Origin of the sequence: Phytopseudomonas daroniae (assembly GCF_004327275.1) — a bacterium.
Lineage (GTDB): Bacteria > Pseudomonadota > Gammaproteobacteria > Pseudomonadales > Pseudomonadaceae > Aquipseudomonas > Aquipseudomonas daroniae.
Genome location: NZ_QJUJ01000010.1, coordinates 218329 through 239421 on the forward strand (window position 1 = coordinate 218329; position 21093 = coordinate 239421).

At 63.5% G+C, this 21093-nt stretch carries 16 protein-coding genes; 5 read left to right on the forward strand and 11 right to left on the reverse strand.

Annotated elements, in window-relative coordinates:
* Positions 1-3: 3 nt before the first annotated feature.
* From prfB to sbcC, 7 genes are all read right to left on the reverse strand, one after another.
* Positions 4-1099 (reverse strand): peptide chain release factor 2 gene (gene prfB / locus DNK10_RS21350; protein WP_131179877.1). Its coding sequence is split into 2 segments (ribosomal slippage): positions 4-1026 and positions 1028-1099, totalling 1095 coding nucleotides; the frame shifts between segments, so codons are not numbered across the junction.
* A gap of 165 nt (positions 1100-1264) precedes the next feature.
* Positions 1265-1993, reverse strand: a complete 729-nt coding sequence (locus tag DNK10_RS21355; protein WP_131179876.1) for a tellurite resistance TerB family protein — start codon at positions 1991-1993, stop codon at positions 1265-1267.
* Between the two features lie 448 nt (positions 1994-2441).
* Complete coding sequence (gene recJ / locus DNK10_RS21360; protein ID WP_131179875.1) at positions 2442-4154, reverse strand: single-stranded-DNA-specific exonuclease RecJ; 1713 nt, start codon at positions 4152-4154, stop codon at positions 2442-2444.
* Between the two features lie 61 nt (positions 4155-4215).
* Positions 4216-4767, reverse strand: coding sequence for a YaeQ family protein (locus tag DNK10_RS21365; protein ID WP_131192921.1), 552 nt, complete (start codon positions 4765-4767; stop codon positions 4216-4218).
* A 119-nt stretch (positions 4768-4886) separates the two neighbouring features.
* Positions 4887-6524, reverse strand: coding sequence for a glucan biosynthesis protein D (locus tag DNK10_RS21370; protein WP_131192922.1), 1638 nt, complete (start codon positions 6522-6524; stop codon positions 4887-4889).
* Between the two features lie 424 nt (positions 6525-6948).
* The gene (locus DNK10_RS21375) at positions 6949-7410 is read right to left on the reverse strand and encodes a hypothetical protein (RefSeq protein WP_131179872.1); all 462 of its coding nucleotides are present in this window, start codon (positions 7408-7410) and stop codon (positions 6949-6951) included.
* Entirely contained in the window at positions 7400-10813 is a 3414-nt protein-coding gene (sbcC, locus tag DNK10_RS21380; protein WP_131192923.1) for an exonuclease subunit SbcC, read from the reverse strand. Before sbcC ends, DNK10_RS21375 begins: the two co-directional genes overlap by 11 nt.
* A 172-nt stretch (positions 10814-10985) precedes the next feature.
* On the opposite strand from sbcC, the gene DNK10_RS21385 reads away from it, so the two are divergent.
* Positions 10986-12113: a PQQ-dependent sugar dehydrogenase gene (locus DNK10_RS21385; RefSeq protein WP_131192924.1), complete on the forward strand. Its 1128-nt coding sequence runs from the start codon at positions 10986-10988 to the stop codon at positions 12111-12113.
* Between the two features lie 136 nt (positions 12114-12249).
* Here DNK10_RS21385 and DNK10_RS21395 read toward each other — a convergent pair whose 3' ends face one another.
* Positions 12250-13551 carry an SLC13 family permease gene (locus DNK10_RS21395; protein ID WP_131179869.1) on the reverse strand — a complete coding sequence of 434 codons (1302 nt, stop codon included), beginning with the start codon at positions 13549-13551 and terminating at the stop codon, positions 12250-12252.
* A gap of 32 nt (positions 13552-13583) precedes the next feature.
* Positions 13584-14417, reverse strand: a complete 834-nt coding sequence (locus tag DNK10_RS21400) for an amidohydrolase family protein (RefSeq protein WP_131192926.1) — start codon at positions 14415-14417, stop codon at positions 13584-13586.
* Positions 14418-14593: 176 nt separating this feature from the next.
* Between DNK10_RS21400 and DNK10_RS21405 the strand changes: the two genes are divergently transcribed.
* On the forward strand, positions 14594-15331 hold the full coding sequence (locus DNK10_RS21405) for a GntR family transcriptional regulator (RefSeq protein WP_131192927.1): 738 nt from the start codon (positions 14594-14596) through the stop codon (positions 15329-15331).
* A gap of 166 nt (positions 15332-15497) precedes the next feature.
* Here DNK10_RS21405 and sbcD read toward each other — a convergent pair whose 3' ends face one another.
* Positions 15498-16712, reverse strand: coding sequence for an exonuclease subunit SbcD (sbcD, locus tag DNK10_RS21410; protein ID WP_131192928.1), 1215 nt, complete (start codon positions 16710-16712; stop codon positions 15498-15500).
* A 244-nt stretch (positions 16713-16956) separates the two neighbouring features.
* Here sbcD and DNK10_RS21415 point away from each other — a divergent pair, with 244 nt between their 5' ends.
* Genes DNK10_RS21415 through DNK10_RS21425 form a run of 3 tightly spaced genes read left to right on the forward strand, consistent with a single transcriptional unit; the run spans position 16957 to position 19854 of the window.
* Positions 16957-17751, forward strand: coding sequence for an SAM-dependent methyltransferase (locus DNK10_RS21415; protein ID WP_131192929.1), 795 nt, complete (start codon positions 16957-16959; stop codon positions 17749-17751).
* Positions 17752-17754: 3 nt separating this feature from the next.
* Positions 17755-19104, forward strand: a complete 1350-nt coding sequence (locus tag DNK10_RS21420) for an APC family permease (RefSeq protein ID WP_131192930.1) — start codon at positions 17755-17757, stop codon at positions 19102-19104.
* A gap of 51 nt (positions 19105-19155) precedes the next feature.
* Entirely contained in the window at positions 19156-19854 is a 699-nt protein-coding gene (locus DNK10_RS21425) for an HAD family hydrolase (RefSeq protein WP_131192931.1), read from the forward strand.
* Positions 19855-19859: 5 nt separating this feature from the next.
* Here DNK10_RS21425 and chrA read toward each other — a convergent pair whose 3' ends face one another.
* Positions 19860-21056 (reverse strand): chromate efflux transporter, encoded by a 1197-nt coding sequence (chrA, locus tag DNK10_RS21430; protein ID WP_131192932.1) that lies wholly within the window; start codon positions 21054-21056, stop codon positions 19860-19862.
* Between the last annotated feature and the right edge of the window lie 37 nt (positions 21057-21093).

Here is a 21093-nt window from a genome sequence, read left to right on the forward strand (position 1 = left end):
GTATTACAGGCCTTGTTTCAAGCTGGCTTCGAGGTACTGATCGAGGTCGCCATCCAGAACCTTCTGGCAGTCGCTACGCTCGATGCCGGTACGCAGATCCTTGATGCGCGAGTCATCGAGCACGTAGGAGCGGATCTGATGACCCCAGCCAATATCGGACTTGGTGTCTTCCAGCGCCTGAGAAGCAGCGTTGCGCTTCTGCATTTCCTGTTCGTACAACCGGGCCCGCAGCATTTTCATGGCGGTGTCCTTGTTGGCATGCTGGGAACGTTCGTTCTGACACGCCACCACGGTATTGGTTGGCACGTGGGTGATACGTACCGCCGAGTCTGTGGTGTTGACGTGCTGGCCACCGGCACCGGAGGAGCGGTAGGTGTCGATGCGCAGGTCGGCCGGATTGATCTCGATCTCGACCTTGTCGTCGATCTCGGGCGACACGAACACCGCCGAGAACGAGGTGTGGCGACGGGCGCCAGAGTCGAACGGGCTCTTGCGTACCAGGCGGTGCACGCCGATCTCGGTGCGCAGCCAGCCAAAGGCGTACTCGCCCTTGATGTGCACGGTGGCGCCCTTGATACCGGCGACTTCGCCTTCGGACAGCTCGACGATCTCGGCACTGAAGCCTCGCTTGTCGGCCCAGCGCAGGTACATGCGCAGCAGGATGTTGGCCCAATCCTGCGCTTCGGTACCGCCGGAGCCGGCCTGGATGTCCAGATAAGCGTTGTTCGGGTCCATCTCACCGCTGAACATGCGGCGGAATTCCAGCTTCTCAAGGATTTCGCGCAGACGCTCGATTTCCGCGGCGACGTCGTCGACCGCGCCCTGGTCGTCTTCTTCGACGGCCATGTCGAGCAGGTCGCGCGAATCGGCCAGGCTACCCGTCAGGTCGTCGATGGTCTCGACGATCTGCGCCAGCGTGGCACGCTCACGACCCAGGTTCTGGGCGTATTCCGGTTTGTTCCAGACGTTCGGGTCTTCGAGTTCGCGGTTTACTTCGACGAGACGATCATGCTTGTGATCGTAGTCAAAGATACCCCCGAATAGTCTGGGTGCGCTCGGACAGGTCCTTGATGCTGTTAAGGATCGGGTTGATTTCCATGGCTGGAGGCACTCGCAGGTAAAACTTCGGAAAAGCCGAGGAGTATACCTGACTCAGAATTCTCTGGCAGCACGATGGAGCGTATCAATCGGGCCGCATGTCAGGAAAAAGGAAGATATGGCTGCCGAACGGCGTGGAACCGTCGGCAGCACAGTGAAGGGGGGGTTATTGCAGATCCTGACGAACCTGGGCTTCCAGCTCGGCCTTGAGCGCCGGGTCGAGCTTCAGCTGGCGGGCCAGTTCTTCCAGGTAGGCGCGTTCCATGAAGTGCTCTTCATCGACCATCAGTACGCTGGCCACGTACATTTCCGCGGCCATTTCCGGCGTGCTGGCCGAGCGCGCCACATCGGCGGGATCCAAGGGCTTGTTCAGTTCGGCCTGCAGCCAGCGCTGGGTTTCGCTGTCGCTGGCCAGTTTGCTGAACTCGCCCTCGATCAACTCGCGCTCACGCTCGTCGACGTGGCCGTCGGCCTTGGCCGCGGCTACCAGCGCCTTGAGAATGCCCTGGCTGTGCAGTTCCACCTGGGGAGCCGGCAGACGGTCGAGGGTCTGTGGCTCGCCCTGTGGCGCACCGGCCTGCTTGGCCTGCCAGTTGCCGTAGGCCTTGTAGGCGATCACACCGAGCGCGGCCAGGCCGCCATAGGTGATGACCTTGCCGCCGAGTTTGCGGGCGCTCTTGTTGCCCAACAGCATGGCCAGCGCCGCGCCACCACCAGCACCCTTGAGCATCGAGCCGATACCGCCGTTGTCACGCTTGCCGACGCCGCCACTGCTGCCGCCAAGCAATCCGCCCAGCGCGCCACCCAGCCCCGAAGAGGACTTGCCGCCGGTATTCTGTTGCAGCAACTCCTGCCCGGACTTCAGCAGTTGGTCGAGCAAGCCGCGCGTATTCATGGATATCTCCAAACGTTCAGGGTAATGGGTGAATCTACTGCGAAGCCTAAGGGTCTGTTGCCATTTCAGCGCAAGCCGCGTTGCCGCGAGAAATCACGCCAGGCCGGGCGGCGATCCGCTAGGCGGAGGACGCAGGGAATGGTTGCCCCCTTGCCAAGTCCTCCAACAACGCATGGCGAGATTTCCCGCGCAACCCACAGGGCCGGGCCCGTTTTGCCGCGATGCTGCGTTTCTCGCCGACTCATTTGGCCAGCCAAACTTCGCGGCTCGTGCCTTTCCTCGCGGCAAAACGGGCTCCGGCGCGGTCGTGCTGAAATGGCAACAGACCCTGTGCCGTCGGTTACAGATTGCGTCAGAATATTGCGCAAACGGCCGCAACGCACAGGCCGATAGACACTCGACCTGTGGGCAACGTTCAAGATGGGTGGTGCGGGAGATCGACGGCCTGTCAGCGCGGCGCCAGGTGGGAGATCAGCAACTGCACCGATTCCTGACCGCGGAATTCGTTGACGTCCAGTTTGTACGCCAGCTCGACCCAGCGCACGGTCGGATTGGGCCACACCTCACGGTCGACGCCAAAGGCGATGCCGTCCAACTGCAGGCTGCCGCACTCGCTCTTCAGCACCACCTTGAGGTGGCGTTCACCGACGATACGCTGCTGCACCAGTTGGAAGGCGCCGTGGAACAGCGGCTCGGGAAAGTGCTGGCCCCAGGGCCCGGCATTACGCAGTTCCCGGGCCAGCGGCAGATTGAATTCGTCGATGCTCAGCACGCCGTCGGACAACAGCCGCCCGGTCAGGTCGTCCTCGCAGAGCTGACGACGAACTTCTTCGTCGAACGCCGCGGCGAAGGTCTCGAAGTGCTCTGCCGGCAGCGACAGACCGGCGGCCATGGCATGGCCGCCGAACTTGCTGATCAGGCCCGGGTGGCGAGACGCCACGGCATCCAGTGCATCGCGGATATGGAAGCCCGGCACCGAGCGTGCGGATCCCTTGTATATGCCCTCCCCGGCATCGGCGAAAGCGATGGTCGGGCGGTGATAGCGTTCCTTCAGGCGCGAGGCGAGGATACCGATCACGCCCTGGTGCCAATCGGCCTCGAACAGGCACAGCCCGAAGGGCAGGTTTTCCAGCGGCAGATCCTTGAGCTGAGCCAGCGCCTCACGCTGCATGCCCTGCTCGATGGCCTTGCGATCCTGGTTGAACTGATCGAGCTGCACGGCCATGTCGCGGGCCAGTGCTTCGTCCTCGCAGAGCAGGCACTCGATACCCAGGCTCATGTCGTCGAGGCGTCCGGCGGCATTCAGGCGGGGGCCGAGAATGAAGCCCAGATCGGTCGAGGTAATACGCCCATGTTGTTTTCCGGCGACTTCCAGCAGCGCCCGCAACCCCGGCCGCGCCCGGCCGGCACGAATGCGCGCGAGGCCCTGGTGCACCAGAATGCGGTTATTGGCGTCCAGCGGCACCACGTCGGCCACGCTGCCCAGGGCGACCAGATCGAGCAGCTCGCCCAGGTTGGGCTCGGGACGTTCGGCGGTGAACCAGCCCAACTCGCGCAGCCGCGCACGCAGCGCCAGCAGCACATAGAAAATCACCCCGACCCCGGCCAGCGACTTGCTCGGGAAGGTACAGCCGGGCTGATTGGGATTGACGATGGCATCGGCGTCAGGCAGTTCGTTACCCGGCAGGTGATGGTCGGTGACCAGCACTTTCAGGCCGGCAGCCTTGGCAGCGGCCACCCCTTCGATGCTGGAAATGCCGTTGTCCACGGTGATCAACAACTGCGGCTCGCGGGTCAGCGCCACCGCGACGATTTCCGGGGTCAGGCCGTAGCCGTACTCGAAGCGGTTCGGCACCAGGTAATCGACATGGGCGGCACCGAGCATGCGCAGACCGAGCATGCCGACGGTGCTCGCGGTGGCGCCATCGGCGTCGAAATCACCAACGATCAGCAGGCGCTGCCGCTGGCGCAGCCCCTCGACCAGCAGCGCCACCGCCGCATCGATACCCTTGAGCTGGGTGAACGGAATCAGCCGTGCCAGGCCCTTTTCCAGTTCCACTGCCGAGAGTACCCCGCGGGCCGCGTAAAGACGGGTCAACAAAGGCGGCAGATTACCCAGATCGGGCAGAGAAGCGGGAAGCGGGCGGGACTCGATACGCATGGACGTCGGATTCTACTCTTGCGGTTGAAACGGAGGGCGCGCGCCTTCGGCGCGGCTCAGGTCAGTTGCTCAGCGTTCGCTCGCCGACCAGCCACTCCAGAGGAATTTCGTGCTGGCCGCGCTCATCGGTCACGAACAGCTCGCCATCGCTGATCATCACGCTCCAGCTCAGCGAACGGGGCAGATCCAGGGAGAGATCGGCCAACGCTTCCTGATCCAGGGCGACCACATTGATGTTCTTCAGAGTGCGCACCGGGTCGAGACACTTGGTCTGCCACACGCGCAGGTTACCGTAGGCCACCAGACTGAACTTCTCGGTACGCCGCGAGCACCAGGTGATGCGCTCGCTGTCCGGCTGACCGACCTCGATCCAGTGCAGCACGCGACCGTCCAGGCTCTTTTCCCACAATGACGGCTCGTCGACGTCCGACAGGCCGCGACCGAAAGCCAGATGCTCCTGATAGAACAGGGCATACGCGATCAACCGCGCCGCCAGACGTTCCTCGGTTTCCGAGGGATGGCGGGCCACGGTGAAACGCAGACTCTCGTAGATACTGCGATCGATATCGGTGAGGTTCAGATCGATCTTGTAGGTCGTGGACGGCTGGGCCATGGCGCACTTCTTGGAATTCGGGAAAGTGCACCAGTCTATCAGGCCGGCCGGAAGCGTGGGCAGAGCGCCGCCCAAAGGGAGCGTCTGCCACGCCTCGCTTCACGTGAGGGCGTTCGGCCTCAGCTTGGCGTATCCGGGTAGCGACGCTCTGCCGGCGCTGGCGGGAAGTACTGGTACAGCCAGGTTTCGCTGAGCACTTCCTTGTTGTCGACCCGGCGCAGGTAGGCGCGCATGTTCACCGGCTCGACGCTGTCGCTGGTCGGGAACCAGTCGAACTGGGCGCGGAAACCGGTGATCTCCGGATGCAAAGCGAGGATATTGAAATCCTTGGCTTCGCCGTGGGAGGCCTCGACCACCACTTCGATGCGCTCTTTCCAGTCCATTTTCTCCAGCGGGCCACCGGTGAAATCGATGGCGAAACGCCGTGCCCAGACCGTTGGCCAGTGTTCGCCGGGCGCCCAGCCGAGGGTGAAACCACCCATGCCGGAACGGGTGGCGAGCACCTGCGCCAGGGTCGGTTTGACCGGCGGCAGTGCGGCCCAGTAGAGCTTGTAGCCGAAGTTCAGCGAAGTGCCGGGCTCGATGGCCTGCTTGGGGTTCCAGAAGCAGACGATGTTGTCCATGGTCTCGCCGGTGGTGGGGATTTCCATCAGGTCGATGCTGCCCTCTCCCCACTGGGTGGTCGGCTCGACCCACAGGCTCGGCCGACGGCTGTACCAGACCACGGTGTCCTGATAGGACTTGAAGTCGTGATCGTTCTGCACCAGGCCGAAGCCTTTCGGGTTGGTATCGGCAAACGCGTTGAACTGCAGCTTTTCCGGGTTGTTCAGTGGCCGGCAGACCCACTCGCCGTTACCGCGCCACATGGACAGGCGATCACTGTCGTGGATGGCGGTGGCGATGAAATCGCACATGCGTCGCTCGTGGCCGCCGCAGGCGAACATGCTGGTCATCGGCGTGATACCGAGCTGCTTGATCGCCTTGCGCGCGTTGATGTGAGCATCGATATCCATCACCACCTGAGTTTCCTGGCAATCGATATCGAAGCGGAAGGCACCGGTGGCGCTCGGCGAATCGAGCAACGCATACAGGACGAAACGGGTGGCGTCCTTGTCCGGCGTCTCGAACCAGAACTCGGTGAAATCGGGAAACTCTTCCGGCGTATCGGTGAAGGTATCGATCGCCAGGCCACGGGCCGACAGACCATACTGGCCGGTGTTGTCCACCGCGCGAAAGTAACTGGCACCCAGGAAGGACAGGATGTCGTACTTGGCGATATTCGGCTGCTTGAACACCTTGAGTCCGGCGAAGCCCAGGTCACCCTTGAGCTGCGCCACATCCACTCCGCTCTTGCCGTACTCGAACAGTTCCGGGCGGAAATGCACTTCCCGGGCAACCCGGCTCTTGGCGTCGACGGCATGCATGCGCACCGGCTGACGAAAACCCATGCCGACATGAAAGAACTGCACATCCAATTGACCGCCCAGCTCGTTCCACAGCGAATGCGCCGGGTCGTACTGGATGGCGTTGAACTGCTGTGGGGTCAGCTCGGCGAGGGTCTTGGGCAACACCTCGGCGGTGCTCTTGTAGGCACTACCGGCCATGCGCTTGGCGCGAGCCTGCAACTGTTTGAAATCGAATGCTTCGGCCTCACCATCGGCAGTTTCAGCGAAGCTGCGCAGGCTGAACAGCCCGGCAGGAAGACCGGCACAAGCGGCCATCATCATGGAGGCTTTCAGAAGGTTACGTCTATGCATGGGCGTCCCTGAAATTTGAAGGAATCTGCACGCCGCCCGCCAAGGGCGATGAAAAAATACCTACAACAGATGACCCAGGCGCCCAGATGGTTCCGCTCGGAATTTGCAACGGGGTGTGCACAGGAAAACGCGTTGACCGCGATGGCTCATCCATAGAGTGCTACAAAAAGGCGGAAACGTCCCTTCGTGGACGACGCTTCACCTGCGCGGCCCGATCCGTCCACCGCTCTGCAATCGCAATGGTGGATGAAAAGAGCGACATCCACCCTACGGGGTGGTGACCGTCCGCTTCCGCCACCTAGAATGTAGCCTGGATTAGCCGCAGGCGTAATCCGGGGCCGAAGGCCGTGATCCATGGTTCAACGCGGGCCACCGACCGTCCGCTTCCGCCACCTAGCCGCCAGGCGGGAGCACCAAGACATCCTTAACGTTCGCCCTCGAGCAACGCCCGAATGGCCGAGCGATCACGCTTGCTATCACGCGCCTCGAGCATATCGAGAAAGGCGAAGGAGTCGAGGCCGTTGATGGTGGTCTTCGGGCTGACGATCTTGCGCCGTGGATCGGCGTCGTGTTCCAGCAGCATGGCCACCAACTCGGGCTCGCCATAAAGGATGGCGCCGTTGAGAGCGGACAGGCCCACCTGGTCGGGTTCATCGACCGGGCAGCCAGCCTCGAGCGCTTTTTTCATCTGCGCCAGCGCCATTTCCTTACGCTCTTCGGACTCGCCATAGGCAGCCGCCATCAAGGTCAAGGTCGGCGCCTGCACGGCCGCGTTGCCAAGCACACAACCACGCTCGTCCATGGCCTGCAGACCAAAGTCACGGTGCAGATCCTCTGCCTGGGCGATCCCCGCCAGCATGCACAGCAGCAGTGCTTTATAGCGCATAGCGTTTATCCAGGCTGCTATAGCCCATGCCCACACCCTTGTTCACCTTGAGCTGCACCGCGACGCGCTCCTTGAGCGCTTCGACGTGGCTGATCACGCCAATCATCTTGCCGCTGGCATTGAGGTTGTCCAGAGCATCCAGAGCGACTTCCAGCGTCTCGCCATCCAGGGTGCCGAAACCTTCGTCTAGAAACAGCGAGTCGATACGGGTCTTGTGGCTGACCAGATCGGACAGCGCCAGGGCCAGAGCCAGACTGACCAGGAAACTTTCCCCGCCGGACAGCGTGCGCGTGTCGCGGGCCACATCGCCCTGCCAGGTGTCGATCACTTCCAGCTCCAGCTCGCCAAGTGCCTTGCGCGCCAATTGGTAACGACCGTGCAGGCGCTGCAACTGCTGGTTGGCCAAATGCACCAGGTGTCCAAGGGTCAGGCCCTGGGCGAAGCGCCGGTATTTGGCGCCGTCGGCCGAGCCGACCAGGCTGTTGAGCTGCTGCCAGCTGTCGTACTCGCCCTGCTGCGTGGCGATGGTCTCGAATAGTGCCTGCTGATTGAGCCGGCGCTGGTCATCGCCCTGCAACTGTCCGCGAATCTCGCCCTGCCGCTGACCAAGCTGTCTCAAGGTCGATTGCAAGGCCTGCAGATGCTCGTCCAGATACTCGATGCTGTGCTCGGTCTGCGGTTCGGCACGCAGTGCGGCCAGTTGAACCTGCGCCGCGGCATACAGCGCCTGGGCTTCGGTTCGGGCCTTGTCCAGACGCCGTTTGAGCGCCTGCAACTGCTCGCGCTGGGTATCGTCGAGCAAGGCAGCGAGAAATCCGCTTTCATCACTGAAGGGGCTGTCCGCCAGAACCTCCTGCCATTTTCCGGCAGCGGCCTGCTCAGCCTCGCGCAATACGGCCTGGCGCTGCACGAGGCCATCCAGGGTGATGCGCAGCTCGAGGCCGCGGCGCTCGGCAGCTTGCCAGGCGGCCTGAGCCGAATCGAAGCGGACGTCAGCCTGATCTTCGCGCACTGCGCCGAATGGCTCTCCACCCGCCTCCTGCCAACGCGACAGCCACTGCTGCGCCTGCTTCTCAGCCTCGCTGGCCTGGTGCTGCAGGCCTGGCAGTTGTTGCGCCAACGTCTGACGCCGCTGCTGCGCCTCATGCCAGCGCTGCGCATCGGCCCGGCGTGCAGCCAGCCAGGCAGTGCCATCATCGGGCAAGGAGTGACCGAAAGCAGCCAGTTCCGCGGCCAGCTCGGCCTCGACCTGCTGCCGGTGTTCACGCTGGGCGCCGAGCTGTTCGTCCAGGGCCTGTTGCGCGGCCTGGGCAAGATCGCGGTCGCGCTCCACGGTGCCCTGCTGCTGCAGCGCGGCCACGTGTTTCTGGGTCGCAATACTGGTGTCCTGGCGAGCACGCTCCAGATCCTGCTTGAGGCTATCGAGCTGGCTCAGGGTGCGGTCGACCTCGACGCGCTCGGCGATCTGTCGGGTCTGCGCGGCAGCCAATGCCTGCTCGTCCTCGGGCAACGGCTTGAGGATTTCGCCCTGGCGTTGCCAGGCAGCGCTTATCGCGTCGAGCTGGCGCTGCAGTTCCTGTTCCTGCTCTTTACTCTGAGCCACCTGGGTCTGCAGCGTGGCGACCTGATTTCCTAAATTCTGGCCCTGCTCGGTCAGCGCTTCGAGTGTCTGCCGCGCCTCGTCGCGCTCGCGTTGGGTCGCTGATACATCCAGTGCCTGGTAGGCCGCGATGGCCGGATGCTCGTGGGAACCGCACAACGGGCAGGCCTCACCGGCCTGTAGTTGCGTGCGATACGCCTCCAGCGCCTGGATACGCTGCTCCTGCTCGAGCAGCTTGTCCTGATCAGCCAAGCGCTGCTTCAGTTCTCGATAACGTTCGCGCAGTGCCGAGCGCTCGGTTTCCCGTTCACTCAGGTCTCGCTGCTGGCGGGCCAGACCGGCGGCAACGCGCTGCTGTTGCTGCGTGAGCTGGCTGCGCCGTTCGGCCAGTTGCGCCAGTTGCTCGAGCGCACTGCCCTGCGCGTGCACGGTCTGCCAGTGGCTGCGCCACTCCACCTCGCGACGATCGCCAAGAGCCGCCTGCCAACGCCCCTCAACCTCTGCGCCATACTGCTCGGCAGCCGTCCTGGCCTGCAGGGTGCCGTGTAGCGCCGGCCCGAGCACGTCCAGGCCGAGCTGCAACTGCTGCAGCTGTGCGGCACCTGCTTGCTGGCGTTGCTGTAGGGCGACGATGGCCTGACGCACCTGCTGGCGAACGTCGAAGGCGTGTTGCCAGCCGCTGAGTTGCACCGCCAGTCGTTCATGTTCTGCGCTGGCCTGCAACTGGACGTCCAGGGCCTGGCACTCATCGTCCAGACGCTGCAAGGCTTCGCGTCGGTTCAGGGCGATGGCTGCGGAGCAATGAGCCGCCTGCTTCAGACTGGCGTGCAATTGCGTATCGACCGCTGCCAGTTCCCCCTGGTACATCATCCGTTCTTCTTCACTGGCGGCCAGTACTTGCGCGGCATCATGCCGTGCCTGGTACACGGGCTGCAGACGCTGCGCCGGCTCGCTGTGCTGCAAGCGTGCCAGATCGTCTGCCGCCTCACGCTCGGCCTGTGCGGCCGCCTCGATCTGCGTTGCAGCGCCGGTCACCTGCTGCTCGGCACGCCCAAGATCGATCAGCCACTGGCGTTGCCGGCCGGCCTCGGCGAGTTGCGCCTGCGCCACGCTTTCCTCGCCGGCCAACTGCTGCGCTTCGTCAGCGAGCTCCTGGCGCTGCTCGGCGCTGAGCAATTCGACGCCCTCGGCCCGCGCTCGCAACTGATCCAGGTTGGCCTTGACTTCACGGGTTCGCTCGAACACCCGCTGCGAAATCAGGCCGTAGATCTCCGTACCGGTGAGCTCTTCCAGCAGCTCGGCGCGCTGGTTGGCCGAGGCCTCGAGAAAGGCGGCGAAACCACCCTGGGCCAGCAGCATCGACTTGGTGAAGCGACCGAAATCCAGACCGGTCAGGCGCTCCACTTCGCGGGGCTTTTCACTGAGCTTGTCGGTGATGATCTGCCCATCCAGCCGCGCCAGTTCGGCCTTGGCGCCCTGCAACGCGCCGTCGGCCCTGTCCCGCGCTCGTCGCTGACTCCAGAACGCACGGTAGCCCTGCCCTTTCACCTCGAACTCGACTTCGGCCAGGCATTCGGCCGTATGCCGGGTCATCAGTTCGTTCTCGCCGCCAACCCGCTCCATGCGCGGCGTACGGTGATACAACGCCAGGCAGATGGCATCGAGCAAGGTAGTCTTGCCCGCCCCCGTCGGCCCGGTGATGGCGAACAAGCCGTTGCTGGCGAAAGGCTCGGCGGTGAAATCGATCTTCCACTCGCCCTTGAGCGAGTTGAGGTTCTTCAGGCGCAGGCTGAGGATTTTCATGAACGGGATGTGGGGCTCGAGTCAGTGACAGGCCCTTATTGTGGCACTGTTACCGCCCGCCATCATGGAACTCGAACCAACGACCTCGACGTGCGTCGTAACAAAAACGCCCTGCCCCACTGGCAGAGCGGCAGGTAACGTGATCGTCCGCCTACAAGGAGAGAGATTCGCCATGGCCCGTCCCGTCCACCACCTGCTCGGTGGTATCGCACTCAGTCTCGCCACCCTCAGCGCCCAGGCCGCCGACGCCTTGCCCCAGGCGCAGTGGCCGTTCACCGCCGAACCGCGCGCCACCCTCGATGAGCCCTGGGCGATGACCTTCCTGCCTGACGGCACAGTACTGGTGACCGAAAAACGTGGCGCGCTCAAGCATGTCGACCCGAAGAGCGGCACGACCCGCGACATCGCCGGCGTACCGGAAGTCGCCTACGGTGGCCAGGGTGGTTTCGGCGACGTGATCCTGCATCCGGATTTCGCCAACAATGGCTGGGTCTACATCAGTTACGCCGAAGCCGGTGATGGCGATACCCGTGGCGCCGCGGTGGCCCGCGCCAAGCTGCAGCTCAACGACGATGGCAGCGGCGCGCTGACCGAGCTGAGCGTGATCTGGCAGCAAACACCGAAAGTCAGCGGCGGCGGCCACTATGGCCATCGCCTGGCCTTCGGCCCGGATGGCAAGCTGTGGATCACCTCCAGCGAACGGCAGAAATTCACTCCCGCCCAGGACATGCAAGCCAACCTGGGCAAGCTCGTGCGCTTGAACGACGACGGCAGCCTGCCCGGCGACAACCCGTTCGCCGATCAGGGCGAAGTGGCCGCTCAGGTCTGGTCGCTGGGTCATCGCAACATGCTCGGCATCGCCTTCGACGCCCAGGACAAACTGTGGGTACACGAGATGGGCCCGGCCGGCGGCGACGAGTTGAACCTGATCAAACGTGGCGAGAACTACGGCTATCCCGAGGTTTCCAACGGCAACCACTACGGTGGCCAGCCGATCCCGGATCACGATACCCGCCCCGAGTTCGAGGCGCCGAAGGTCACCTGGAACCCGGTCATCTCCCCGGCTGGCTTCGTTATCTACCAGGGCCAGCGTTTCCCTGGCTGGGATGGCGCGGGCCTGATCGGCGGGCTGTCCTCGCAAGCGCTGGTGCGGGTCGCCTTCGACGGCGAAAACGCCCGCGAGGCCGAGCGTTACGACATGGGCGCGCGCATCCGTGAAGTGGAGCAAGGCCCGGACGGCAGCATCTGGCTGCTGGAAGATGGCAGCGGTGGCCGTCTGCTGGAACTGCTGCCGAAGTGATGCGCCAACGGCAATAAAAAATTGCCGGGAGCAATTTTTAACGTCGCCTCGCGACGGCCCGCAGGGTGGCCGCCAGGGACGGCAGGCCATAAAAAACCGGAGCCTGGCTCCGGTTTTTTATGGCTCTGGTGCGCGGTTAATAGACGAACGTCAGTAACAGGTTGAACACCAGCGCCGCGACGAAGCCGATCGGCGCGGCCTTGAACAACAACTGCGGGAACAGCGAGGTGCGGCTCTGCTCCGAGGTACAGGAACCAAGGATCAGGCTGCCGCCGGAGGAGAACGGCGAGATCGAGGTCGCCTGAGCGCCCACTACGATGGCAATGAACAGGATCATCGGTTCCAGTCCCAGAGCCTGGGCGATGGGTAGCACCATGGGGAACAGTGCCGGCGTGACCACACCCAGGGTGCTGGAGAACAGCGACATGAACGCGGCCACCACACCGAAGACCACGGGCACCAGAATCGGCGGAATGCTACTGCCGATCCAGGACGCCAGTACATCGATGGTACCGGCCTTGATCGCCACCGAGATCAGCATGCCGACGCCGCAGATCATGATCAGCGTGGCCCAGGGCACCGAGGCCATGGCCTTGCGCTCGTCGCCCAGCTTCAGCAGCAGGGCGATGACCGAGAAGATGCTGGCGATCAGGCCGATGTCCATCTTCGAGTTGATGAAGGCGACGGTGCCGTTGTCTGGCAGAGCGATATGAGCGATCGGCGCGGCCAGTACGATGACCATCATCGCCAGGGTCAGCCACAGCGTGGTCTTTTGCTCGCGATTGAGGGGCGTCGGTTCGCTGGCATCGAACACCGAAGCCTTCATCGCCCGGCCATGGCCGGTGAGGAAGACGAAGAAGGCAATCACCAGCAGCGGAATGATCAGGGTGCTGACGAAGATACCGAAGGCATTGATGAAGGCATCGCTCTCACTGATACCGGCATTGCTCATCAGCCCGCGGAAGATGATGCCGCTCTGGCTGGAGACGAAGTTGGCACCGCTCAACGCGCCATAGTTCACCGCCATACCGCCGACGATCAGGCTCATGCCGGTACGCTGGCAGAGCAGCAGGGTGATCGGTGCCATGAACGCCAGCACCGTGTAATAGCCCGCACCCATCGCAGCGATCACCGTCGCCGTGAAGAATACGGCGAACGGCAGCAACTGCGGCACGCTACGGCAACGATAGATCAGCTGCTCAGCGAGTTTTTCCAGGGTGCCGTTGACCGTTGCGAAGCTGTAGAACAGGCAGACCGAGAAGATGATGAAGAAGATCTTCAACGGCCACATGTCGATGATTTCGGACGGGCTCAGGCCCATGCCGAAACAGCCGATCAGGTAGGCGAAGGCAATGGCGAACAGACCGATATTGATCTTGGTTTTGTAGCCGAGGGCGACAGCGACGACGAGGGCCGCGACGACGAGCATGCTCATCATGATGAAGGCTTCCTGTTGTTGTTCGAAATTGATCAGCGAGTGCTGGTAAAGCCGAAAAGCCGGGCGGGGTTATCCACCAGCACCTGCTTGCGTTCGGCCGCATCCGGCAACAGCGTCTCGATCAACGCGAACTGCTCGGCGTAGTTTGTCCGATCTTCGAACTGGGTGTTGGGCCAGTCGCTACCCCAGAGGAAGCGCTCGATGCCACCCGCTGCCTGGCGCACCTGTGCCAGCACGGTTTGCGCCTGAGCCAGGCCGGATTCGCTGCGATAGGTGGCAGACAGCTTGAGCCACACCCTGGGCTCGGCCAGCAGGTGCAGGAAGGTTCGATGATTGGCTTTCTGCACATCGATGCCGCCGGTCGGCAAGCCGAAATGGTCGATGACCACATCCACACCGCAACCGAGAATGACCGGCACGATCAGCGCCAGATCATCGACGCCACGCTGGATCTCCACCTGCCAGCCGCGTCTGGCCAGACGCTCGAACAGCGCCGTCCACTGCGGCCCGGTGTAATCCTCCAGTGCCTTGCCGATCAGGTTCAGGCGAATGCCCACCACACCGACTGCGGCCAATTCATCGAGTTGCGCCTCGCTGACCGCCACATCGACCACCGCCACCGCGCGCAAACGCTGCGGATAACGGCGTAGCGCCTCGATCATGAAGCTGTTGTCGGTGCCGAGAAAACTCGGCTGGATCAAGACGCCATGGGACAGGCCGTGGCGCTCCAGATGCTCGAGATACTGTTCCACCAGCGCGTCGTAATCCGGGCTGTAGCGCCGGTTGGGCAGCATCGGCAGATCCTGGCGGAAGATATGGGCATGGGTGTCGATACCGCTGACAGTGGGCAGGATGGTACTGGCCATCGTAGAAGCTACCTCAGTCGATTGTTGTAGAGCGGGCGACCGCACAGGTAGCCGCTTTATTTATGCAGACATTCAGTCATATATATGAATAGTTGACCATATATCTGGCGAACGATGTCTGTCAATCGACACGCCGGTGTTAAAGTGGCAGCCGGTCTGAAAATCGGAATCAGCGCATGAACGCATCCACCCTGGGATACGACGAACGCCTGCCGCTCTACCAGCGGCTGCGCGAGGAGATGTTGGCCAAGATCGCGGCGGGAGAATGGTCGCCCGGCGAGCCCATTCCCACCGAAGCGGAACTGACCCGCCTGTACGGCGTGGCCATCGGTACCGTGCGCAAGGCGGTGGATACCCTGGTCAGTGAAGGCCTGCTGCTGCGCAGCCAGGGTCGCGGTACCTTCGTGCGCCGGCCGAACTTCGATGCCTCGCTGTTTCGCTTCTTTCGCCAGGTCAATGCCAGCGGCGGGCGGGAAGTTCCGAGCAGCCGGATACTGTCGAAAGCCTTGCAAAAGCCGTCCAGGGACGTGGCCGCAGCCCTTGCTCTGGGCAGCGGCGAACAGGTGCTGCGCATGGAGCGCCTGCGGGTGATCGAGGATCGCACCCTGTTCCATGAGGAAATCTGGCTGCCGGCATCACGCTTCATCGTGTTGCTGGATATCGACTCGGCCACCTTCGGCGACCTGCTCTACCCCTTCTACGAGAAGCAGTGCGGCCAGTGCATCGCCTCGGCTCGCGAGACACTCACGGTCGGCACAGCCGATGACACCATCGCCGACGCCCTGGCGGTCGAACCGGGAACACCCATCGTGGTGATCGAGCGCATCGCCCTGGGCTACGACCGCAGCCCGCTGGAATATCGGCTATCACGGGCGGCAGCCGAGGGTTTCCGCTACCAGATCGAGATTTCCTAGCGAACGATGGCAGGCAGCAGTAAGGCGATAGCGGCCTTTCGTAGGGTGGACGACGCTTCACCCGTCCACCGCTCTACGATCGCAATGGTGGATGAAAGAGCGTCATCCACCCTACGGAGTGAGCGTCCGCTTCCGCCTTGACCCCAACCTACTTGCCAAAAAGCCCCTAACCTTCGCTCAACTCGTTCAACACCTGTCGGTACAGGGTTTCCAGCCGCTGCACCTGCTGGGGTTCCAGCGTCTCGGCAGCCAGGCGCTGCTCGAATACCTGCTGCGGAGTGAGTTCGTCGAGGGTCTCGCGCTGTTCACTGTGCAACGCAGCAACACCGCTGCCACGTGCCCGGCGGATGCGCAGCACTTCCACCGGCAAACCTTCGCAGAGAGCGGCGATGCGCACCTGCAGATCACTCAGGTAGTCGTCGCCTTCGACCTGTACCTCCAGCCATACCGGACGCTCGGCGGTGCCCAGCAGAGCAGCCTCGGCCAGCGCCGTCGGCAGGGTCTTCAGCGAACCGCGCAGTGACAGCAAGGGTTGGAAATTCGGCACCGATAAAGCACGCACTTCACGCAAGCCACCCTCGTCCACGTCCACCAGCAGCACTTCTTTCTGCTGATTAGCCTCATCGAAGCTCAGGGGAATCGGCGAGCCGCTGTAGCGGATGTGCTCCAGGCCGCCGACCTTCTGTGGTCGATGAATATGCCCCAGGGCGATGTAATCAACAGCCGGGAAGGACGAGGTTGGAAAGGCTTCCAGCGCGCCGACGTAAATTTCCCGCACCGACTCGCTGGCACTGGCGCCAACGGTGGTCAGGTGGCCGGTGGCGATGATCGGCAAGGCCGTGCCCAGTTCAGCGCGACGTGCCAGGGCCAGCTCAAAGAGGGCCTGGTAATGCGCATGGATGGCCTGTTGCAGCGACAGTTGCTTGTCCGCGGCGCTCTGCCCCGCCTCGCTGCGTAGTACGTCGCGCGGGCGGATAAAGGGAATGGCGCAGAGCAGTGCCGCGGGCTGGCCATCGGCGCCGTCGAGCACCAGCAACTGATCCGGCAAGTGAATGCCGACGCCAGGAATCACCCGGGTGCCGAGCTGGGCCAGCAAGGTACGGCTCTCGCCCAGCATCGCCACCGAATCGTGGTTACCACCGAGTACCACCAGTTGGCAGCCGGTGTCGCGCAGGGCCACGACGAAATGGTTGTACTGCTCGCGGGCATAACTGGGCGGCGAACCGGTGTCGAAAATATCCCCGGCGACCAGCACCGCCTGCACCCCGTGCTCGCGCACCTGCTCGATCAGCCAGGCGCAGAACGCCTGGTGCTCGGCCTGGCGCGTCTTGCCCATGAAGTGCTGGCCCAGATGCCAGTCGGAGGTGTGCAGAAGGCGCATGAATGGCCCGATCCCGTGGCTGAAAAACCCGGCCACCATGCCTTTTCGGCACTGACAAGGCAATGGTTTGAGCGCGCGCTCACATCAGGTAACACACTTGCAGGCGCCGTATTAACTGCGCTGACGGCCAATTAAGGGCAAGTCGCCGGGGGCGGAGCGTTTCACGGGTCGAACCATGGCGCAAAATCCTCGGTCGGAAAATCGTTCCCTTACCCTTACCGATCCCGCTGAGGAGTATCCGCCGATGAGAACCGCATCCGCCCGTCCCTTCTCCTTCTGCGCTACTGCGTTGGCTCTGTTTGGCCTACTGCACAGCGCGTCCGCTCATGCCCAGACGATTGCCCTCGACGTGCCCTTCGTACCCACGCCCGAACCGGTGGTGGCGCGCATGCTGGAAATGGCCAATGTCGGCCCGGATGATTACGTGGTCGACCTCGGCTCGGGTGACGGCCGCATCGCCATTTCGGCGGTAAAAGACCGCGGTGCCAAGGCCGCCTATGGCATCGACCTGAACCCGCAGCGCATCGAGGAAGCCGAAGCCAACGCCCAGCAGGCTGGTGTCGCGGACAAGGTGGTGTTCGAGCAGGGTGACCTGTTCAAGAAGGACATCTCCGATGCCGACGTGCTGACCATGTACCTGCTGTCGACCGTCAACATGCGCTTGCGCCCGGTAATCCTCGACACCCTCGAGCCCGGCACGCGCGTGGTGTCCCACGCCTTCAGCATGGAGGACTGGGAGCCGGATCGCAGCGATATCGTCGAAGGCGCGAGCATCTACCTGTGGATCGTGCCGGCCAAGGTGGCGGGCAACTGGCAGATCGAGAGCGAGGGCAAAACCTTCCAGGTCGACCTGCAGCAGCGTTTCCAGGAAATCAGCGGCACCACCCAGCATCAGGAAAACCTGAGCGGGCGCCTGAACGGCACCGAGTTGCGCTTCGAGGTCGACGGCAAGCTGTACGTCGGCCAGGTCGAGGGTGATCGCATCGAACCGATTTCCGCCGAAGGCGCGGTGACCGGCTGGAGCGCACGACGGAGCTAAGTCATGAACGCACGCACAGCGACACGACAACCCGGCCTGTCGGTCATCGACGGCGTCGCCATGCTGGTCGGCGTGGTGATCGGCGTAGGCATCTTCGGCTTCCCGCCGTTGGTTGCCCAGCACGTCGACAGCGCCGTGCTGTACATCGGCCTGTGGCTGGCCGGGGGCCTGGTGATGCTGGTCGGCGCGCTGTGCTATGCCGAACTCGGCGCCAGCTATCCGGATCGCGGCGGTGAATACCACTACCTCAACCTGGCCTGGGGCCGGCAGGTCAGCCTGCTGTTCGCCTGGGCCAGGGGCACGGTGATCCAGACCGGCGCTATCGCCGTGGTGGCCTTCATCTATGGCGATTACGCCCAGCGCCTGCTGCCGCTGGGCGACCATGGCAGCGCCTGGCACGCCGCCCTGGTGGTGCTGGCGCTGACCGCGCTGAATATCCTCGGCACCTATGAGTCGAAACGTCTGCAGGTGGTGTTCACCGGAATCACGCTGGTAGCGCTGGTCACGGTGGTTCTCGCCGGCCTGCTGCTGGCCGAACCGGTTACGCTCACAGCGCAGGCGGCCACACCAACCGAGGGCAACCTGGCAGGCATGCTCGGCATGGGCATGGTCTTCGTGCTGCTCACCTACGGCGGCTGGAATGAAGTGGCTTATCTCTCCGGCGAGTTGCGCAACCCGGGGCGCAACATGAGCCGCGTGTTGCTGCTCGGCACCCTGGTGGTGACGGCCGTGTACCTGTTGGCCAACCTGGTGTTCATCAACATCTTCGGCCTCGAAGGTCTGCGCCAGTCCAGCGCCATCGGTGCCGACCTGATGACCATCGTCGCCGGCCCCTGGGGCGGCGTGCTGCTCAGCGTACTGATCTGCATCACCGCCATCAGCACCCTGAACGCCACCATCCTCACCGGCTCGCGGGTGTACTACGCATTGGGCCGCGACGTGCCGCAACTGTCGATGCTCGGCGCCTGGAACGATCGCGCCGCAACGCCGGTGCGGGCGCTGCTGGTGCAATGCCTGATCACCCTGCCGCTGATCCTGTTCGGTGCCTTGAGCGAGAACGGTGTACAGAGCATGGTCGCCTACACCGCACCGGTGTTCTGGCTGTTCATGTGCCTGACCGCCCTTTCCCTGCTGCGCCTGCGCCGCCTGCAACCGAATCGCGCACGCCCCTTCAGCGTGCCTCTGTACCCGCTGATACCCTTGCTGTTCGCCGCCAGTTGCCTGGCACTGTTCTGGTCGAGCGCACTGTATGCGGGCGTTGGAGCGCTGCTTGGCCTGGTGGTACTGGGCGCCGGATTGCCACTTCTGTTGCTGCAACGGTCGGCCGAGCCGGTGACTTCCGGTTCGAACTGAGGCGGGTTCTGTGTTAAACAAGCCCTCCCCGCCCTTTAGGAGATTGCCGCCATGCAGCCGAAAACGCCCATCGAACTGCTGATCTGCGACTGCGACGGCGTGTTGATCGACAGCGAGATCATCGCCGAGCGTCACCTGCACGCGGCGCTGGCCGAACATTACCCGGTTCATGAGCTGGACGTGGTGCTGGCCGGCACCTTCGGGCTGCAGAGCCGCGACATCCTGGCCCGGGTCGAGGCGCATTTCGGTACCCCCCTGCCCGAGGGGTTTCTCGAAGAACACCGCACCATCATCAAGGCGCTGATCCGCAGTGAAGTGCAGCCGATCGAAGGCGTGCGCGATGCCCTGCTGAAGATCGACCTGCCGCTGGCCGTGGCCTCCAACAGCTATGCGGACGCAGTGGCCTTCGCCCTGCAACGCTGTGAGCTGGTCGAACGCGTCAACCGCGGCGCGTTCAGCGCCGATCAGGTCGAGCGGCCAAAACCGGCGCCGGATCTCTATCTGCTGGCCGCGAAGAGCGCTGGCGTCGACCCACGTAACTGCCTGGTCGTCGAAGACAGCGTTACCGGCGTGACCGCCGCATTGACGGCAGGCATGCAGGTAGTCGGTTTTCTCGGCGCCAGCCACATCCCCCCGGAACACGGCGAAACCCTGCGCCAACTGGGCGTGGAGCACCTGATCGGGCGTATGAGTGAACTGCCGGGACTGGTCGAGCAACTGCGCGCCGAAGCAGGTAGCGCCGGGCAATAGGCCCTTCAGAGCACCAGCCAGCCGACAGCGGCGCCAGCCAGCACCACCAGCCAGGGCGGAAACTTGCAGGCCATCAGTGCGATCAGGGCGACCACCGCCAGGACAAAATCCCAGAGACTCAGGATGGCGCTGGTGCCCACTGGCTGGTACAGCGTGGCCAATAGCAGACCGACCACGCCGGCGTTGACCCCGAGCATCGCCGCCTGCACCCGCGGGCGGGTACGCAGCCGAGCCCAGAACGGCAGCACACCGACCAGCAGCAGGAACGACGGCGCGAAAATCGCCAACAGACAAAGCAGACCGCCGATCCAACCCGATAGCGGCGTCTGCATGGCGCTGCCGAGAAACGCCGCGAAGGTGAACAAGGGGCCCGGTACGGCCTGAGTAGCACCATAACCGGCGAGGAACAGGTCGCTGCTGACCCAGCCGTTCGCGACCACTTCGGCCTGCAGCAGCGGCAGCATCACGTGCCCGCCGCCGAACACCAGCGAGCCCGTTCGGTAGAAGGCATCCAACAGGCCCAGTATCTGGTTTTCCAGCAAGTGGGCCAACACCGGCAGGCCAAGCAGCAAGGCAACGAACAGAGCCAGCCAGAGGGCTCCAGCTTGCGGACTGATGTCGATGGGCAGCGCATCCTGCGCGGCTTTTTCCACGGGTTTGAGTAGCGCACAACCAGCGAGCCCGGCGCCCAGGATCACTGCAAGCTGCCCCCAGGCGCCAGGTAACAGGAATGCCGCACAGGCGGCGATCACCATCAATAACCGGCGTGGCATGTCCGGACAGAGCGTGTTCGCCATGCCCCACACCGCCTGGGCGACGACGGCGGCCGCGACGATCTTCAAACCGTGCAAGGCACCGGACGCCAGGGCATCGCCATGGCCTGAGATGCCCTGGGCGAACAGCATCAGGAGCACGGCCGAAGGCAAAGTGAAGCCGACCCAGGCCGCCAGTGCACCGCGGTAGCCCGCCTGCGACAAGCCGATCGCCATGCCGACCTGGCTGCTGGCGGCGCCCGGCAGGAACTGACAGAGCGCGATGAGCTCCACATAACTGGCCTCGCTCAACCAGCGTCGGCGGCTGACGAATTCCTCGCGAAAGTAGCCGAGATGAGCGACCGGGCCACCAAAGGAAGTAAGCCCCAGGCGCAGGAAGACCAGAAAGATCAACCACGGGCTGCGATCGTCACTTGAGGCATCGTGCATGCAGGCATCTCGAAAGGTCACGTGGCGTCATGGTCGA

Bases quoted from the DNA above. Each gene is read 5' to 3' on its own strand.
- DNK10_RS21355 (WP_131179876.1), bottom strand. From the start codon at position 1,993: ATGAATACGCGCGGCTTGCTCGACCAACTGCTGAAGTCCGGGCAGGAG.
- recJ (WP_131179875.1), bottom strand. From the start codon at position 4,154: ATGCGTATCGAGTCCCGCCCGCTTCCCGCTTCTCTGCCCGATCTGGGT.
- DNK10_RS21365 (WP_131192921.1), bottom strand. From the start codon at position 4,767: ATGGCCCAGCCGTCCACGACCTACAAGATCGATCTGAACCTCACCGAT.
- DNK10_RS21370 (WP_131192922.1), bottom strand. From the start codon at position 6,524: ATGCATAGACGTAACCTTCTGAAAGCCTCCATGATGATGGCCGCTTGT.
- DNK10_RS21375 (WP_131179872.1), bottom strand. From the start codon at position 7,410: ATGCGCTATAAAGCACTGCTGCTGTGCATGCTGGCGGGGATCGCCCAG.
- sbcC (WP_131192923.1), bottom strand. From the start codon at position 10,813: ATGAAAATCCTCAGCCTGCGCCTGAAGAACCTCAACTCGCTCAAGGGC.
- DNK10_RS21385 (WP_131192924.1), top strand. From the start codon at position 10,986: ATGGCCCGTCCCGTCCACCACCTGCTCGGTGGTATCGCACTCAGTCTC.
- DNK10_RS21395 (WP_131179869.1), bottom strand. From the start codon at position 13,551: ATGATGAGCATGCTCGTCGTCGCGGCCCTCGTCGTCGCTGTCGCCCTC.
- DNK10_RS21400 (WP_131192926.1), bottom strand. From the start codon at position 14,417: ATGGCCAGTACCATCCTGCCCACTGTCAGCGGTATCGACACCCATGCC.
- DNK10_RS21405 (WP_131192927.1), top strand. From the start codon at position 14,594: ATGAACGCATCCACCCTGGGATACGACGAACGCCTGCCGCTCTACCAG.
- sbcD (WP_131192928.1), bottom strand. From the start codon at position 16,712: ATGCGCCTTCTGCACACCTCCGACTGGCATCTGGGCCAGCACTTCATG.
- DNK10_RS21415 (WP_131192929.1), top strand. From the start codon at position 16,957: ATGAGAACCGCATCCGCCCGTCCCTTCTCCTTCTGCGCTACTGCGTTG.
- DNK10_RS21420 (WP_131192930.1), top strand. From the start codon at position 17,755: ATGAACGCACGCACAGCGACACGACAACCCGGCCTGTCGGTCATCGAC.
- DNK10_RS21425 (WP_131192931.1), top strand. From the start codon at position 19,156: ATGCAGCCGAAAACGCCCATCGAACTGCTGATCTGCGACTGCGACGGC.
- chrA (WP_131192932.1), bottom strand. From the start codon at position 21,056: ATGCACGATGCCTCAAGTGACGATCGCAGCCCGTGGTTGATCTTTCTG.